The organism is Flavobacterium gilvum (assembly GCF_001761465.1).
GTDB lineage: Bacteria > Bacteroidota > Bacteroidia > Flavobacteriales > Flavobacteriaceae > Flavobacterium > Flavobacterium gilvum.
In genome coordinates, this window is record NZ_CP017479.1 from 830,639 (window position 1) to 847,952 (window position 17,314).

The 17,314-nt window shown below is 36.6% G+C and carries 13 protein-coding genes; 9 read left to right on the forward strand and 4 right to left on the reverse strand.

Annotated elements, in window-relative coordinates; translation table 11 throughout:
* Positions 1 to 433 precede the first annotated feature (433 nt).
* On the forward strand, positions 434 to 1,165 hold the full coding sequence (locus EM308_RS03495; protein ID WP_035636389.1) for a metallophosphoesterase family protein: 732 nt from the start codon (positions 434 to 436) through the stop codon (positions 1,163 to 1,165).
* A 38-nt stretch (positions 1,166 to 1,203) separates the two neighbouring features.
* Complete coding sequence (locus EM308_RS03500) at positions 1,204 to 1,701, forward strand: DUF6646 family protein (RefSeq protein WP_035636391.1); 498 nt, start codon at positions 1,204 to 1,206, stop codon at positions 1,699 to 1,701.
* A 207-nt stretch (positions 1,702 to 1,908) separates the two neighbouring features.
* Here EM308_RS03500 and amaB read toward each other — a convergent pair whose 3' ends face one another.
* A complete protein-coding gene (gene amaB, locus EM308_RS03505; RefSeq protein WP_035636422.1) occupies positions 1,909 to 3,462 on the reverse strand; it encodes an L-piperidine-6-carboxylate dehydrogenase in 1,554 nt (517 codons plus the stop codon).
* A gap of 247 nt (positions 3,463 to 3,709) precedes the next feature.
* Here amaB and EM308_RS03510 point away from each other — a divergent pair, with 247 nt between their 5' ends.
* On the forward strand, positions 3,710 to 4,660 hold the full coding sequence (locus EM308_RS03510; RefSeq protein ID WP_035636394.1) for an MBL fold metallo-hydrolase: 951 nt from the start codon (positions 3,710 to 3,712) through the stop codon (positions 4,658 to 4,660).
* 88 nt (positions 4,661 to 4,748) lie between these two features.
* Here the strand turns inward: EM308_RS03510 and EM308_RS03515 are convergent, their stop codons facing one another.
* Complete coding sequence (locus tag EM308_RS03515; protein ID WP_035636398.1) at positions 4,749 to 5,867, reverse strand: endonuclease/exonuclease/phosphatase family protein; 1,119 nt, start codon at positions 5,865 to 5,867, stop codon at positions 4,749 to 4,751.
* A 429-nt stretch (positions 5,868 to 6,296) separates the two neighbouring features.
* On the opposite strand from EM308_RS03515, the gene EM308_RS03520 reads away from it, so the two are divergent.
* The 6 genes from EM308_RS03520 (at position 6,297) to EM308_RS03545 (ending at position 13,123) form a co-directional block, all read left to right on the forward strand.
* Positions 6,297 to 7,193, forward strand: a complete 897-nt coding sequence (locus EM308_RS03520) for a S66 peptidase family protein (protein WP_035636424.1) — start codon at positions 6,297 to 6,299, stop codon at positions 7,191 to 7,193.
* Positions 7,194 to 7,307: 114 nt separating this feature from the next.
* A complete protein-coding gene (locus tag EM308_RS03525; protein WP_035636401.1) occupies positions 7,308 to 7,667 on the forward strand; it encodes a YraN family protein in 360 nt (119 codons plus the stop codon).
* A 120-nt stretch (positions 7,668 to 7,787) separates the two neighbouring features.
* The gene (locus tag EM308_RS03530) at positions 7,788 to 8,444 is read left to right on the forward strand and encodes an aspartate kinase (protein ID WP_035636427.1); all 657 of its coding nucleotides are present in this window, start codon (positions 7,788 to 7,790) and stop codon (positions 8,442 to 8,444) included.
* A gap of 151 nt (positions 8,445 to 8,595) precedes the next feature.
* On the forward strand, positions 8,596 to 10,110 hold the full coding sequence (locus tag EM308_RS03535) for an L-lactate permease (protein WP_035636404.1): 1,515 nt from the start codon (positions 8,596 to 8,598) through the stop codon (positions 10,108 to 10,110).
* A gap of 20 nt (positions 10,111 to 10,130) precedes the next feature.
* On the forward strand, positions 10,131 to 12,236 hold the full coding sequence (locus tag EM308_RS03540) for an FAD-binding and (Fe-S)-binding domain-containing protein (RefSeq protein WP_051877739.1): 2,106 nt from the start codon (positions 10,131 to 10,133) through the stop codon (positions 12,234 to 12,236).
* A gap of 170 nt (positions 12,237 to 12,406) precedes the next feature.
* Positions 12,407 to 13,123, forward strand: coding sequence for a (Fe-S)-binding protein (locus EM308_RS03545; RefSeq protein ID WP_156101335.1), 717 nt, complete (start codon positions 12,407 to 12,409; stop codon positions 13,121 to 13,123).
* 23 nt (positions 13,124 to 13,146) lie between these two features.
* Here EM308_RS03545 and mfd read toward each other — a convergent pair whose 3' ends face one another.
* Both mfd and EM308_RS03555 read right to left on the reverse strand, forming a co-directional pair.
* Positions 13,147 to 16,515 carry a transcription-repair coupling factor gene (gene mfd, locus EM308_RS03550; RefSeq protein WP_035636410.1) on the reverse strand — a complete coding sequence of 1,123 codons (3,369 nt, stop codon included), beginning with the start codon at positions 16,513 to 16,515 and terminating at the stop codon, positions 13,147 to 13,149.
* Entirely contained in the window at positions 16,508 to 17,182 is a 675-nt protein-coding gene (locus EM308_RS03555) for a hypothetical protein (protein ID WP_070261781.1), read from the reverse strand. Before EM308_RS03555 ends, mfd begins: the two co-directional genes overlap by 8 nt.
* Between the last annotated feature and the right edge of the window lie 132 nt (positions 17,183 to 17,314).

Genomic DNA, 17,314 nt, shown 5'->3' on the forward strand with positions numbered 1-17,314 from the left:
TTACACATTTTTATTTGATGCTAGCTTAACAAAGCTGTAAGCCAGGAAACAACATTATTTATGACCTCACAAATAAAATTGGTCATCAAAAGCAATAAAGTCAGAAGTGCATTCATTTTATATTTTTTAGTAAAATTACACCGTTTCTCTTAAATAAACAATCACCAAAAACAGTGTTTTTTGAAACTCAAAAGTACTGAAAAATAATAAATTTTGGTAAGGCATCACATTGAAATTTGACAGTTATAAATGGTCTTTCAACGATTTTATTCTTAATAAAAACTTAAAAAAACAGCATCACAATTTTTCGGGAAATCTCAATCTTGATTATCAGACTTATTTTAATTCTACTATTTTATTTTATCACTTTCAAAAAAATGACAGCCCAACACATCTTTTCCCTTATTTTTGTAAAAGAACAAATAAAGGATAAATGAGAACATTAGTAATTGGTGACATACATGGTGGTTTAAGAGCTTTACACCAAATAATGGAAAGAGCAAATGTAACTACAAAAGATAAACTGATTTTCCTGGGAGATTATGTGGATGGCTGGAGTCAATCTCCACAAGTGATTGATTTTTTGATAGAAATGAAAAAAACTCACGATATCATTTGCATTCGCGGAAACCATGATGAATTATTAAGAGAATGGCTCGAAGACAACAAAGAAAACTTACAATGGTACCAACATGGCGGTGAAGCAACTGTTTTGGCGTATCAAAAAGTAAATGCTGAAACCAAAAAAAAGCACGTAAAATTCTTAAAATCTCTACAGGATTATTACATCGATGATCAAAACAGAATGTTCATACACGCAGGTTTCACCAATATGAACGGGGTTAATTTTGAATATTTCAGTAAGATGTTTTACTGGGATCGATCTCTTTGGGAAACGGCTCTGGCATTGGACCCAAAATTAAAACCAGATCATCTTCACTACCCAAAACGACTTACTCTGTATAGCGAAATTTACATCGGGCACACTCCGGTTTCACGCATACAAAAAACCGTTCCTGTTCAAAAAGCAAATGTTTGGAACATAGACACCAGTGCGGCCTTCAAGGGACCATTAACAATTATGGATGTGGATACCAAAGAATTTTGGCAAAGCGAACCCCTCCCAACTTTATATCCATATGAAAAAGGTAGAAATAAAATCTAAAGCTTATATTTGCAAAAATTTTATTACCTATTTTATTTATGAAAAAAATTATTACAGTATTATTTTTGTTTACCATTGGTTTAACAAATGCACAACAAGCATTTAAAGGAAAAGGGGATGCCAAATTTAATGTTGGGGCAAACTTTCAAGACGGAGGTACCGGCATTCAAGTATCATCAGATTTCGGAATTGGTGAAAATTTATCTTATGGATTCGTTGCTTCTTATTTATTGGGAGTTAACGAAATTGCTGGAGTTTCTCCTGAATTTCACGATCGCTTTGATGCCAAATTTAGAGTAAACGCCAATTTAGGAAGCGTGATTAACTTAGACCCAAAACTGGATATCTATCCAGGTTTAAATTTAGGTTTAAAAAACTTTGGAGGACACGTTGGTCTTCGTTATATGTTTACCGAAGGTTTTGGACTTTTTAGTGAAGCGGGCTTTCCTATTGCAAAGTACGAACAAAACACAACTGGTTTTGACCACTTGAATAATCAATTTACTTTCAATATCGGTGCTACTTTCAATATGTAAATCGAATTGAATCAAAATGAAAAAGCGTCTCGTTCATGAAAACAAGACGCTTTTTGTTTTGAATTAAATCTAGATTACTCTTAGAACACAGATGACACAGATTGAACTGATTATCGCAGATTTTATTCTAAAACAATCTAAAAATCCGTATGAATCTGTTCAATCTGTGTCATCTGTGTGCCATTGCACAATTTGGGTTAAAATTAACTACAAATCAAATTTTATTCCTTGTGCCAATGGCAAACTCGTAGTATAGTTTATAGTGTTTGTTTGACGGCGCATATAGATTTTCCAAGCATCCGAGCCAGATTCCCTTCCGCCTCCGGTTTCTTTTTCTCCGCCAAAAGCGCCACCTATTTCAGCTCCGGAAGTTCCGATATTCACATTGGCAATTCCGCAATCTGAACCAACTGCAGACAAGAAACGTTCTGCTTCACGTAAATTATTGGTCATAATTGCCGAGGACAATCCCTGAGCCACACCATTTTGAAGTTCAATCGCATCCTCCACTGTGCCCGAATATTTGATTAAATATAAAACAGGCGCAAAAGTTTCATGCTGTACAATTTCGAATGAATTTTGGGCTTCGGCAATAGCGGGTTTTACGTAGCAGCCACTTTCGTATCCTGCCCCGGAAAGTACACCGCCTTCCACAAGGATTTTTCCACCCTCGGAAACCACTTTGGTTAAAGCCTTTTCATACAACTCAACCGCTTGTTTATCGATTAATGGACCGACATGGTTTTTTTCGTCCAATGGATTTCCAATTCTCAGTTGGCCATAAGCCGAAATCAAGGCATCTTTTACCGTATCATAAATACTATCGTGAATAATCAAGCGACGTGTCGAAGTACAACGTTGCCCTGCGGTTCCCACTGCCCCAAAAACAGCCCCGATAACGGTCATTTTGATATCGGCATCTGGAGTTACGATAATGGCATTGTTACCTCCTAATTCTAATAATGATTTTCCTAAGCGACCTGCTACTGTTTGAGCCACAATTTTTCCCATACGAGTAGAACCCGTAGCAGAAATTAATGGTACACGTTTATCATTTGTCAACAATTCTCCTATTTCATAATCTCCGTTTATTAAACAGGAAATCCCTTCTGGAAGATTATTTTCCTTGATTACTTCGGCAATAATATTTTGACAGGCAATCCCGCACAAAGGTGTTTTTTCGGATGGTTTCCAAACACATACATCACCGCAAATCCATGCCAATGCCGTATTCCAAGACCAAACTGCAACCGGAAAATTAAATGCAGAAATAATTCCGACAATTCCCAGCGGATGATATTGCTCATACATTCGGTGCCCCGGGCGCTCCGAGTGCATAGTCAATCCATGCAACTGTCGCGATAGTCCAACTGCAAAATCGCAGATATCAATCATTTCCTGCACTTCGCCGTAACCTTCCTGCAAAGATTTCCCCATTTCATAGGAAACCAATTTACCCAAAGCCTCTTTGTTTTTTCGTAATTTATCACCAAACTGGCGTACAATTTCACCTCGTTGTGGTGCTGGCATCAATCGAAATGTTTTGAAAGCTTCGGCAGCGGTTTGTATTACTTTTTCGTAATCTGCCCCAGTACTCATTTTTACAGAAGCAATTAATTGACCATCTACCGGAGAAAAACTTTCCAAGATTGCTCCGTTTGAAAAACAATCAAGTCCTGTCGAAGTTCCTTCGTTTAAGGTTTTAATGCCTAATTGTGATAATGCCTCTTTAATACCAAATTGATTAGTCATTGTTGTCATTGTAACTTTATTGATTGAAATTGTTGTATTATTCTGTAAAGGTATTCTTTTAAGATGACTTTTTATTTTAAAAAAGAAATTAGGATTCATCCATCATTCCGAAATAGGCCACGGATTACACAGATTAAACGGATTCACACAGATTTTTATTAAAATTCGATGGCTTGTTTTCGATTTTTACAAAAAATGACTTTCATTAAAAAAGAAGAAAGTACTTTTATATCGTTAAAAATATACACTTCAGAATATGACACTTTTTAATAGAAACCTCATTTTTTTCTTTTTGATATCCTTACAACTTTTTGCTCAAAAAGCGGCTTTCGATGTAGTCCCTTTAGGCGTAAAAGGAGGTGTTGACGAAAAAAATCTTTCGGCCTATTTGGTTGCTCCAATAAATACCAACGATTATATCTGTCTCGATGCAGGAACCATTAATGCAGGGATCGAAAAAGCCATTGCGAATAAAACTTTCCGTGTTTCAACCAGCGAAGTTTTAAAAAAATATATCAAAGGGTATTGCATTTCACACGCTCATCTTGACCATGTTTCTGGTTTAATCATTAACTCACCAGCCGATTCTTCCAAGACGGTTTATGCCACCAAAAAATGCTTGGAAATGATGGAAAACCATTATTTTAACGGGGAAACTTGGGCTAATTTTGGTGATGAAGGCCCGGGATTTCAACTGAAAAAATACCATTTCCAAACTCTTTCTTTTGGGGAAGAAACCAAAATTGAAAATACGACAATGACGGTAAAAGCTTTTCCGCTAAGCCATGTAAATCCTTTTGAAAGTACCGCTTTTTTAATCCAAAATGGCAATGATGCGATTTTGTATTTGGGTGATACTGGTCCAGATTCTGTGGAAAAAAGTAATAATTTAAGCGAATTATGGAAAGCTGTTGCTCCTTTGCTTCAGCAAAAAAAATTACGAGGTATTTTCATTGAAGTTTCTTTTCCTAATGAACAACCGGACACTGTATTATTTGGACATTTAACTCCCAATCATTTGATGACAGAACTACACAAATTGGAAGATTTGGCAGGAAAAGGAACTTTGAAAAAATTCAAAATTATCATTACCCACCTGAAACCACCAAGCCAAAAAATTGCAAAAATTAAAGAGCAATTGAAAAAAGGAAATGATTTGGAAGTGCAACTTATTTTTCCGGAACAGGGGAAACGTTTTGGATTGTGAAGAATTTAACCGAAAGGTTCACAAAGAATTACGCAAAGCTTAGCGAACTTTGCGTAATTCTTTGTGAACCTTGCGGTTAAAAAATACATCATTTTTTCTCCCGAATTAAATAAATATAAACCGGAAAATGGTCGCTGAAACCAACTTCGGTAAGCGAATGTCGTAACGGATAACCTTTATACTTTCCGCTTTTTTGAATTAAAAAAGGTTTGTTGTAAATACCTGCTTTCCAATATTGATAAGAGCTGTAATCCTTTTGCAATAGCGATTGAGAAACCATCACCTGATCAAAAATATCCCATGAATCGCGAAAAGCGATTGTCCCGAGTCCTTTGTTAGCCATTTCTTCGAATGGGTTGTAAATTCCAAATTCGCCAACATCTTGTATTTTCCCTTTCGCGCCAAGCGCTTTTTTGACACTATTATTGAATGGGCTGTCGTTTAAATCTCCCATCGTAATCACTTTGGCATTAGGATTTATGCGTTGTAGCGAATCGATAATTTTTCGGTTCAAAGCTCCGGCGGCTTCGCGATATGGACTTGATTTCTTTTCGCCACCCGACCGAGAAGGCCAGTGATTAACAATAATATGAATTTCTTCGCCATTCAGAAAACCGGTTACCAGCAATTGATCTCTGGTGTAAATCCGATGGTTTTTGGAATTAACTTGGATTACATCTCCAGTCTCAACATCTTCCGAAGTTTCTGTTTGAGATTTTTCTTCAATTACAGCCGCTTCTTTATAAACATACAACGGAATATTAATATAACTCGTGGGCTGAAATTGCTTTTTTTGATACAATAAAGCCACGTCAATTCCTCTTTTGTCGGGAGAATCAAAATGAATAATCCCATATTCTTTGTCAACCAACTTGGGCTGTTTGATTAAATCTTCGAGAACGCCTTGATTTTCGATTTCGGCACCGCCTATTAAAGTTGGAGAATTTGGATTCTCGCCCGTACCGATTTCGGACAGAACCCGTGCGAGGTTTTCTAGTTTCTGACGGTATTTTTTGGTGTTCCAATGCTGGGCTCCATTTGGTATCCAATCCTCATCATTGGTAATTGGGTCATTAATGGTATCAAAACAATTTTCGAAATTATAAAATGCTACAGTGTGAATCGAAAAGGCTTTGGTTTGTGCATTGCCTTTTGACATAAAAAGAAATAAAATCAGGAAAAAACAGGTGTTTTTTGTAATCATCATTTAAAAAAAAAAGAGTTTTAAATACGTTAGGTGAATTTTTTTAAACACATAGAAACATAGAATTTATAGTTTTTTAAAAGAGCTCATTAACCGTTTCACTTCTCACATAGCAATATCTATGTGAAAAATAGTGCTATTTCTATTCATCTTTACGGGTTAAAAATAAAATCTATGTATCTATGTGGTTCATTTATTTAGCAGAATTTCACCCAACTGTTTTTTTTATTTGTAAATATAGTAATTTGATTACAATTATTTGTGATACTCAAGAAATGCCTATCTTTGCTTCTAACCCTAATAACCATTATTTTCAAAAAATAAAGCATGAATACCAACCCATTTTCTTTTATCCAAAAACAAGGTATTTTATGTCTAATGCTATTGCTTATTTTTATTTTACAATCTATGAACAGTTCAGCTCAAACTAAAATGATCACACCACCCTATTTACAAAAAGGAGATACCATTGCTATTGTGGCAACCGCCCGAAAAAACGTTGATAACAACCTGAAACCCACTATCGATTTATTGCATTCCTGGGGTTTAGAAGTCGTTATAGGGAACACCATCGGATTAGACCTAAATCAATTGGCAGGAACAGATGAACAGCGCGCCGCCGATTTTCAGCATCAAATGGATAATCCAAACATCAAAGCAATATGGTGTGCACGTGGTGGTTACGGTACGGTACGAATGATTGATTTATTGGATTTTACCAAATTCAGACAGCACCCAAAATGGATTGTAGGTTTTAGCGATGTTACGGTTTTGCACAATCATTTGAACACAATGGGTTACAAATCGATTCACGGAACGATGCCTATCAGTGTTGAAAGAACCGCTCCTGAATCGATAGAAACTTTAAAATCAGCTTTATTTGGTCAAAAATTATCCTATCAAATCGATCCGTTCCCAATGAATCGTTTCGGAAAAGCGACAGGAGAATTAGTTGGAGGAAACCTTTCTATCTTATACAGTTTACTGGGATCAAAATCGGCTATTGATTGTACCGATAAAATCTTGTTCATCGAAGATTTAGACGAATATCTGTACCATATTGACCGAATGATGATGAATCTAAAACGCAATGGTTGTCTGGAAAGCATCAAAGGAATTATCGTGGGCGGAATGACAAAAATGAAAGATAATGATATTCCTTGGGGAAAAGACGCCAATGAAATTGTTCAGGACGTAACCCAAAAATACAATATTCCGATACTTTATAATTTTCCGGCAGGACACGTTCACGACAACAGAGCCCTGATTATGGGGAATATTGTCACTATGAATGTGAATGAGAATTGTAATACGGTGGTTTTTGAATGATGAATTTTGATTAACGATTCTTGATTTCAGATTTGTTGCAACGGAAATTTGGAATTAATTCTTTTATTTTCTACTTCTAAAATCTAAAATCTTCACTCTAAAATCTAAAATTTTATGGCCGAACACAACGAACTGGGAAAACTAGGAGAAGAATTAGCTGTAGAATTTCTTCAGAAAGAAGGCTATAAAATCCTTGATACTAACTGGACTTTTCAAAAAGCAGAAATAGATATTATTGCCCAAAAAGAAAACACACTTGCCATTGTAGAAGTGAAAACGCGTTCGTCAATTGATTTTGGTTTACCACAGGATTTTGTGAAACCAAAAAAAATTCAACTTTTGGTAAAAGCAGTAGATGCCTACGTAAACCATAAAAATTTGGATCTTGATGTCCGCTTTGATATCGTTGCTATCCACAAGGAAAGTAAATCATTTGTAATAGAACACCTTATAAATGCTTTTTTTCATTTTTAAAGAAATTTAACAATGTTATATTTGTAACAAATTGTTTTTTTGACTATATTTGCATCGGTTTTTAACTCAAAAGCCAATTATCTAACAAAATATACAACTGAAAAACTACCACATTTAACTATGAAAACTGTATCATCGATAGTAGAAAACTACATCAAAACAAAGCCTTTTTTATTGAATGCATTATCACTGGGTATCATCAACTTAACATCTTTGTCCAGAAATATCATGACCGAACTGGAAAGTGAATTTGGAAAAGAAGTAAAACAGGGAGCAGTGGTAATGGCCTTGAAACGTTTGACCGAAGAACTTGATTTTCGTTTAAACCATAAAATCAATAAAGTAATCAAAAACATTGGCGAAATCACTGTACGTTCTGCTTTGACTGATTATACTTTTGCAGTATCAGAAACTGTATTGAACAAACAAGCCGACTTGATTACCGATATTAATTCATTACCAGATATTTTTTATACCTCATCCAAAGGAGTAAATGAAACCAATATCGTAGTAAGCAACAGTGTAAACCATTTGGTTGAAAAACATTTTGCTTCTGAAAAACTGATTCAAAAACTGGAAAATTTGGCTTCAATTACTGTTAAATTGCCAAAAGAAAACATTGTCGTTCCAGGAATTTATTATTTCATTTTCCAACGTTTGGCGTGGGAAGGTATCATTATCAATGAGGTAATTTCTACATCTAATGAATTTACAATCATGGTTAGCGAAAATGAAGTAGACGTTGCTTTCAAAGTGATTAAAGATTTGAAAAACTAGGAGTAAATAAAATATATTAATGAAGTAAAGGCGAAACCGAAAAGTTTCGCCTTTTTATTTATAATTTTTTGGTAACTCAAAAAAAATGAGGCAATTGTATAATTTTTTTCACTAAATTTATGAGGCTAATTTTTTATTAAAATTTACTACTATGGATTATTTAGCTATTTTTCTTGCCTTGACTCCTGTTGTTCTTTTAATAATTTTACTTGGTTTTCTAAAAATTCCCGGAGACAAAAGTGCTTTTTATACCTTAATAGTCACTATACTTTTGGCAATATTTGGGTTTAATTTTTCAACACCTTCAATAGGACTTTCAATACTATATGGAACCTTAAAGGCAATTTTCCCTATCATTTTAATCATAATAATGGCCATTTACAGTTATAATGTTTTGGTTTTTACCCAAAAAATGGAGGTACTAAAATTTCAGTTTTCAAATATTTCCACAGACAAAAGCATTCAGGTTTTACTACTGACATGGGGTTTTGGAGGATTACTTGAAGGTATGGCTGGTTTTGGGACAGCAGTCGCGATACCTGCAGCTATTCTGATTGGTTTGGGATACAAACCGTTGTTTTCAGCATTGGTCAGTTTGCTGTCCAATAGTGTTCCCACTGCTTTTGGTGCCGTTGGAATACCTGTAAAAGCGATTGCCATAGAAATTGGACATCCTGATTTACAGCATTTAGGAAGCGAAGTTGTTTTTCAATTGATTCCGCTGATGATTATTATTCCATTTATCATTGTTACTCTAACAGATCCAAGTTTAAAATCATTGTCGAAAAACATTGCTTTAAGTTTGGTTGTAGGAGTAGTATCTATCGCCGTGCAATATTTCTCGGTTATCTATATCGGGATAGAAACACCAGCAGTGTTGGGAAGCATAGCCTCTATTATTGTAATTGTGATTTGGGCAAAATTAACCGCCAAAAAGACTGACGAAAAACCCTTGGAAACCAAAAGCACAAAAGAAATAATGAACGCATGGGCTGTCTATGGATTGATTCTGCTGTTTATTATTGGTACGAGTCCTTTATTCAACAGCTTCAGAACTTTTCTTCAAACTATAGCTGCAACTCCAATAAACCTAACCATTAACGGATCTGAAAAAACCATAAAAATATTTTGGCTGACCGATGGTGGTCTTTTATTATTTCTGGGTTCCGTTATTGGGGGATTATTACAAGGGGCAAAATTAAAAGAGCTTTTTCAGGTTCTTGGAAAAACACTTTTGCAATTAAAAAAAACTTATATAACCGTAATCAGTCTTATTGTGCTTTCTACCATAATGGATTTGTCGGGTATGGTTGTCGTATTGGGTACTGCAATTGCCGCTACAACAGGTGCATTTTACCCGCTATTTGCCCCGGCTATAGGCTGTCTGGGTGCATTTTTGACCGGAAGTGACACTTCTTCCAATATATTATTTGGTAAACTTCAGGCGCATGTCGCCCAACAAATTGGAGGCGAACCCAGTTGGTTTGCAGCAGCAAATACAGTGGGAGCTACAGGTGGAAAAATCATCTCGCCTCAAAGTATTGCCATTGCAACTTCGGCCTGTAATCAGCAGGGAAAAGAAGGAGATATTATGAAAAAAGCATTACCTTATGCCATTTTTTATATAATTGTCGCCGGTTTAATGGTGTATTTCTTTGGCAAATAAACATTTAAAATATTATTGCTATGTTAGCTCCTTCTTATCAAAAGTTAAAAGACATTTTATCCGTCACTATTGATTCTAAACGTATTTTGACAAATCCTTTGCAAACTCTTGCTTATGGAACTGATGCCAGTTTTTACAGACTAATTCCGAAAATTGTCATCCTCGCGCACAATGAAGCCGAAGTTATCGAAATTATAAAACAAGCCAAGAAGCTAGACATTGCTCTGACCTTTCGTGCTGCAGGAACCAGTTTATCCGGTCAGGCCATTACCGATTCGGTTTTGGTAGTAGCCACACACGGCTGGAAAAACTTTGAACTTTTAGAGGAAAATAAAAAAATAAAATTGGAACCTGGAATTGTAGGAGCAAGAGCCAACACTTTTCTAGCTCCGCACGGATTGAAAATTGGGCCTGATCCTGCTTCAATTGGTGCTTGTATGATTGGCGGAATTGTCGCCAATAACGCCAGCGGAATGTGTTGCGGAACTGCTCAAAACTCATATCAGACCATCGCCGATATCCGAATTGTATTGCACGACGGAACTGTTCTTGACACCGCCGACGCGAAAAGTGTAGATGCTTTCAAAAAAAATCAAACTGATTTAATTCAGGAAATAGAAAATCTTAGAGATCAAATTAAAAGTGATGAGACGCTTTATAACCAAATCAAAAATAAATTTAAAATAAAAAACACAACGGGTTACAGCATCAATGCTCTGGTCGATTATCAGGATTCTATCGAAATCATCAAACATTTGATGGTGGGCTCTGAGGGGACCTTGGCTTTTATTTCAAATGTGACTTTCAAAACCATCATTGACGAAAAACACAAATCCTGTTCTTTGATTTTTTTCAATACAATTAAGGATGCTTGCAACGCCACTATTTTACTGAAATCGGCACCGGTCGCAGCAGTAGAATTGTTAGATCGTGAATCCATTCGCTCTGTCGAAAATGATGATGATGCGCCCGCATATTTCAAAACACTTCCCGAATCAGCCTGTGCTTTATTGGTAGAATGCAGAGACAATGATGTGACTGTTTTAAAAGAAAAACAAGATGCCATCAGACTGCAGATTCAGTCCATCCCTACATACACCAATTACGAATTTACTAGCAATCCCAAACAATATTATTTTAACTGGAAAGCCCGAAAAGGCTTGTTGCCAACAGTAGGTGGTTTACGAAAAAACGGAACAACAGTAATCATTGAAGATGTTGCTTTTCCCCTACCACAACTAGCCGATGCCTGTTTGGAATTGAAGGATTTATTCAAGAAATACGAATATCATGATGCGGTTTTGTTTGGTCATGCGTTGGAAGGAAACCTGCACTTTGTTTTCTCGCAAGACTTTTCGAATCAAGCCGAAGTCGATCGATATGAAAAACTAATGTCGGAATTGGCTGTTTTGGTGGTCGATCGTTTCAACGGTTCCTTAAAAGCAGAACACGGAACCGGTCGTAACATGGCTCCATTTGTGGAAAAAGAATGGGGAGCTACCGCTTACGAAATCATGAAACGTATCAAAAATATATTTGATCCAAACAATAAAATCAATCCAGACGTATTAATAAATCCCGATCCAAAAGCACATCTCAAAAACTTAAAACCAATGCCCGAATCCCACGCCATTGTGGACAAATGCATGGAATGTGGATTTTGTGAACCACATTGCGTTTCCGAAGGATTGACATTATCGCCAAGACAACGCATCGTGATTGCACGAGAAATCAGCCGATTGGAAGAATCACATGATAACCCTCAACGACTGGCCGACATCCGAAAAGATGTCACTTATCAACTGGACGAAACTTGTGCTACAGATGGACTTTGTGCCTTGGCTTGTCCCGTACATATCGATACCGGAAAATTTGTAAAAACCTGGCGTGCCAATGAGCTAAATGACAGTAACAAAAAAGCAGGTGCTTTCATTGGTTCACACATGGCAGAAACCACTGCAGTTATGAGAACTGGACTAAAAATGGTTTCCTTTTTTCATTCCTTATTTGGAACTAAAATCATGACAACATTGTCCAACGGATTCCATTTTATTTCATTTGGAAAAGTGCCAAAATGGATTCCCGAAATGCCAAAAGGTGCTAATAAAATTAACACTAAAAATTGATTTTTTATGGTTCTAATTTTTATACGATAAGTCGAAAAATAAATTAACCGCAAATTCGCAAATTTTCAATTTAAAATACTTGAAAAGTTTAGATACGGTTCAAAAAGTAATTTGCGAATTTGCGGTAACTTTAAAAAACAATCTGCGGTCAAACCTTCAATTAATAAGCAATGAATATAACAGTTGATTTAAAAGTAGTTTACTTCCCATCTTGCATCAACAGAAGCATGGGCAAAAATAGTTTTCAAAATTCAGACGATTTGCAATTAACTGCGCTTACTCATCAATTATTGATTCGTGCCGGATTTACCATAATTTATCCCGAATCCGTAGACAGCCATTGCTGTGGTATGCCTTTTTCGAGTAAAGGTTTTGCCGAAGCCAATCATGCACAATCTGAAGCATTGGAAACTGCATTACTAAAAGCTTCCGAAAACGGAAAATATCCTGTTTTGTACGACATGAGTCCGTGTTTTTACCATTCGAAAGAAGAATTTTCCAAAACTCTGAAAATAGTAGATCCCATCGAATTTATGCTTGATTATGTCATGCCGCAATTGACTGTAAAAAACAAAAAAGAAACTGTTACAATTTTCCCTGTTTGTTCTGTGAAAAAAATTGGCAAAACAGAACAATTGGTTGCCTTATCAAAATTGTGCGCTGATAAAGTTACCCTTATTGACAGCAATTGCTGTGGTTTTGCAGGAGATAGAGGTTTCCTGATTCCGGAATTGAACGAACACGGATTGCGTGAATTAAAAGCTCAAATTCCTGCCAATTGTAAAGAAGGTTTTTCTACAAGCCGAACCTGTGAAATCGGACTCGAAAAAATGAGTGGCATTGATTTTAAATCTATTTTTTATCTGATTGAGGAAGTGACGAGGTAGGGAGTTTTAAAACAAAAGATTCCCTACTCCCCTCCCAACAACTGCATAAATTCCAAAGCCGTCCTAGTATTCTTAACATTATCAAAAGTCAATAAAAGTCTCAGTCCGGCTGGAGTTTGTTTTTCCTTCATCACACAAATATTACTATGCGTTTGCACAAACTGAATTACTTTATGGAAACGTTTTGAATGATAGAAATCCGATTGCTGATCGGAAACAAAATAGCCAATCATCTTGCCTTTCTTCATCACCAATTTTTCAATTCCAACGCGAGTGGCAATCCATTTGATGCGGATGCTGTTCATTAAAGCAAGTGCTCTTGGTGGCATTGGGCCAAAACGGTCAATCAGTTTGTTTTGAAAAACAATCAGTTCTTCTTCGTTTTTCACGTCGGCCAATTCGTTGTACAAACTCAAACGCTCCGTGACATTATTGATATATTCATCTGAAAACAACAACTCAAAATCGGTGTCGATTTGCAGGTCTTTTACATATTCTTTGGTCTCGATATTATTTTCTTCGGGATATAAATCCTTAAATTCGTTTTCCTTCAATTCCTCGATGGCTTCGTTCATGATTTTTTGATACGTATCAAAACCTATGTCGTTGATGAAACCACTTTGTTCTCCTCCCAATAAATCTCCTGCACCACGAATTTCCAGATCTTTCATCGCAATGTTCAAACCGCTTCCCAATTCGCTGAATTGTTCCAACGCCTGGATTCGTTTTCGGGCATCATCGGTCATGTGCGAATACGGCGGACAGATGAAATAACAAAACGCTTTCTTGTTGCTTCGACCCACACGGCCTCTCATTTGATGCAAATCAGACAAGCCGAAATTATTGGCATTATTGATAAAAATAGTATTCGCATTCGGAACGTCCAAACCACTTTCGATGATTGTTGTTGCCACCAAAACATCAAATTCGCCATTCATAAAGGCGAGCATTAATTCTTCCAATTTACCGCCATCCATTTGTCCGTGTCCAATTCCCACGCGCGCGCTAGGAACCAAACGCTGAACCATTCCGGCAATTTCCTTGATGTTTTCTATTCGGTTATTGATAAAGAAAACCTGTCCGTTGCGCTGAATTTCATACGAAATCGCATCCCGAATCAGTTCTTCATTAAACCCAACTACATTGGTTTCTATAGGATAACGATTGGGCGGAGGCGTTGTAATCACCGATAAATCACGCGCTGCCATCAACGAAAACTGCAACGTTCTCGGAATCGGTGTTGCCGTCAAAGTCAAGGTATCGACATTGGCCGCTATCGTTTTTAATTTGTCTTTTACATTAACCCCAAATTTCTGTTCCTCATCAACAATCAACAAACCAAGATCTTTGAAAACCACATTTTTGTTGACCAATTGATGTGTCCCAATAACAATATCAAGTTTTCCTTCGGCGAGTTGTTTTAAGGTTTCCGTTTTTTGTTTTGCAGTTCTGAAACGGTTCAAATAGCCAATAGAAACCGGCATATCTTTTAGCCTTTCGCTAAAAGTACGATAATGCTGGTAGGCCAAAATAGTCGTGGGGACGAGAATTGCGACTTGTTTACTATTGTCAACAGCCTTGAAAGCTGCACGAATAGCCACTTCGGTTTTACCAAATCCCACATCACCACAAACCAAACGATCCATAGGACGCTCGCTTTCCATGTCGGCTTTGACTTCCTGAGTTGATTTGATTTGGTCAGGAGTGTCTTCGTAAATAAACGAACTTTCCAATTCGTTTTGCAGATAACTATCAGGAGCAAATTGGAATCCTTTTTCCAGTCGGCGCTTGGCATACAATTGAATCAAATTGAATGCTATGTGTTTAACCCTTGCTTTGGTTTTCTGTTTTAAAGTCTTCCACGCACTAGAACCTAATTTATAAATTTTGGGTGGCGTTCCGTCTTTTCCGTTGTATTTCGAAATCTTATGCAGCGAGTGAATACTCACGTACACAATATCATTATCGGCATACACCAACTTGATGGCTTCCTGCGTTTTTCCTTCGACCTGAATTTTTTGCAAACCACCAAACTTCCCTATTCCGTGATCGATATGCGTTACATAATCACCTACGGACAAAGTGGTGAGTTCCTTTAATGTTAAATTTTGTTTCTTCGAATAACCGTTTTTGATGCTGAATTTATGATAGCGTTCAAAAATCTGATGGTCGGTATAACAACAAATCTGGTTTTCCTGATCGATAAATCCTTGATAAAGTGGCAAAACAATGGTGTTGTATTGCTTGCGGATATTCTCGGAATTGGCTTCATCCAAAGATTCAAATATATCGTGAAAACGTTTAGTTTGCGCCTCATTCGAACAAAATAGATAATTTTGGTAGCCGTTAAAATGGTTGTCGCTCAAATTATTTAGCAACATATCAAATTGCTTGTTAAACGACGGTTGTGGCTGAATGTGAAATTCAAATTTCTTGGTCGTTTTAAAAACCGGCTTGGAATTGAATTCCACAATCGAAAAATCCAACGCCCGCTTGACAAATTCCTTTTGACCCAAAAATAATTGCTCTGGCGTGGCGTGCTTAATATCTTTGGACAATTTCTCAAAAGCTTCTTCGGCTTTGCCAAATTGCTTATCCAATTCGTATAAAAGATTCTCGGTATTTTGAAAAAACAAAACCGTGCTTTCGGCTATATAATCCAAGAAACTCTCTCGGTTTTCCTGAAAAACTTTATTCTCGACATTCGGAATAATGGTGATTTTTTTCTTTTTGTCCAATGACAATTGGCTTCCAACGTCAAAAGTTCGGATGCTTTCAACTTCATTTCCGAAAAATTCTATTCGATACGGATTGTCATTCGAAAACGAAAACACATCGACAATTCCTCCACGAACGGAGAATTCACCGGGTTCTGTGATAAAGTCAACCCTTTTGAATTCGTATTCAAACAGTACTTCGTTCAGGAAATCAATCGAAATTTTATCGCCTACGGTAACTTTGAGCGTATTTTTATCCAAATTTTGGCGTGTCACCACTTTTTCAAAAAGAGCCTCCGGATACGTAACAATAACTGCGGGTTTCTTGCGGGAATTGATTCGATTCAAAACCTCAGCGCGAAGCAAAACATTAGCATTGTCGGTTTCCTCAATTTGATACGGACGACGAAAAGATCCGGGATAAAACAACACATCCTGCTCGCCTATCATTTGTTCCAAATCGTTCAAATAATAAGCCGCTTCTTCTTTATTGTTCAAAACTACCAAAAAAGGAAGTTCTGCTTTTTTAAAAACCGACTGAATTACAAAAGAGGTCGCTGATCCCAACAAACCTTCCAATTGTATTTTTACCTGATTATTTTCCTGCAAACGGGCTGCAATCTGAGTCGTTTTTGGAGAAGAATCATAAACCGAATATATAGTAGCCTTACTCAACGCGTGGTTCGTTTTGGTTTTTTGGACTCGGTGTACTTCCTGGATTTACCGGTGTTGCCTGATTCACTTGTGGTGCAGGATTTCCAGGCATAACTGGACTTCCCGCCTGAATTGCTCGTGTGGTATCGAGCATCATTAATAATTCTGACTCCCCAATTTCCATCGGGATTTTGTTTTTTTCCACGATTTTATCCATTTGTCTTTCTAGGGAAACCAATTCCAGATTAATTTCGGCAACAATCTCAGTCACTTTTTTATCCGAAACTTTATCAAGATTAATATATAAATCCAACATTCGGACTTGTGTGATCAAAGCTGCAATGCGGCTTCGTATCGGCGGAGTATCAAATTGAGATGGCACATTACTATTCAAAGCCATCACTTTTGTTGATAGTGTTTTGGCTTTCTTTTGAAAAGCAGTAATGGTTTTCTTGGGCTTAATAGCCAATTCATCCATAAAATCACGCCATTCGGGCCAAGTCTTCAAAGTAGCTTCTGAAGTAGTGTTGATTGGGCTGTCAAAAAAAATCCACCCTTTATCGATGGTCTTAAAAATTAATTCTTTCTTTTTGGCATCCCTTATATTATCGGCAAGGCGCTCATCATTTTCTTTACAAGAAAACTGCGCCAAAACCACCAAAAAAATCAACAGTACTCTATTGTTCATCTCCTAAATTATTTGAGCCACAAAGTTACAAAGTAAATTTACAATGACAATTTCAATGACAATATCAATTTCAATTGTAATAATAATGAAAATCACAATATCAATAACAAAATCGAAATGTAAAAATTTACG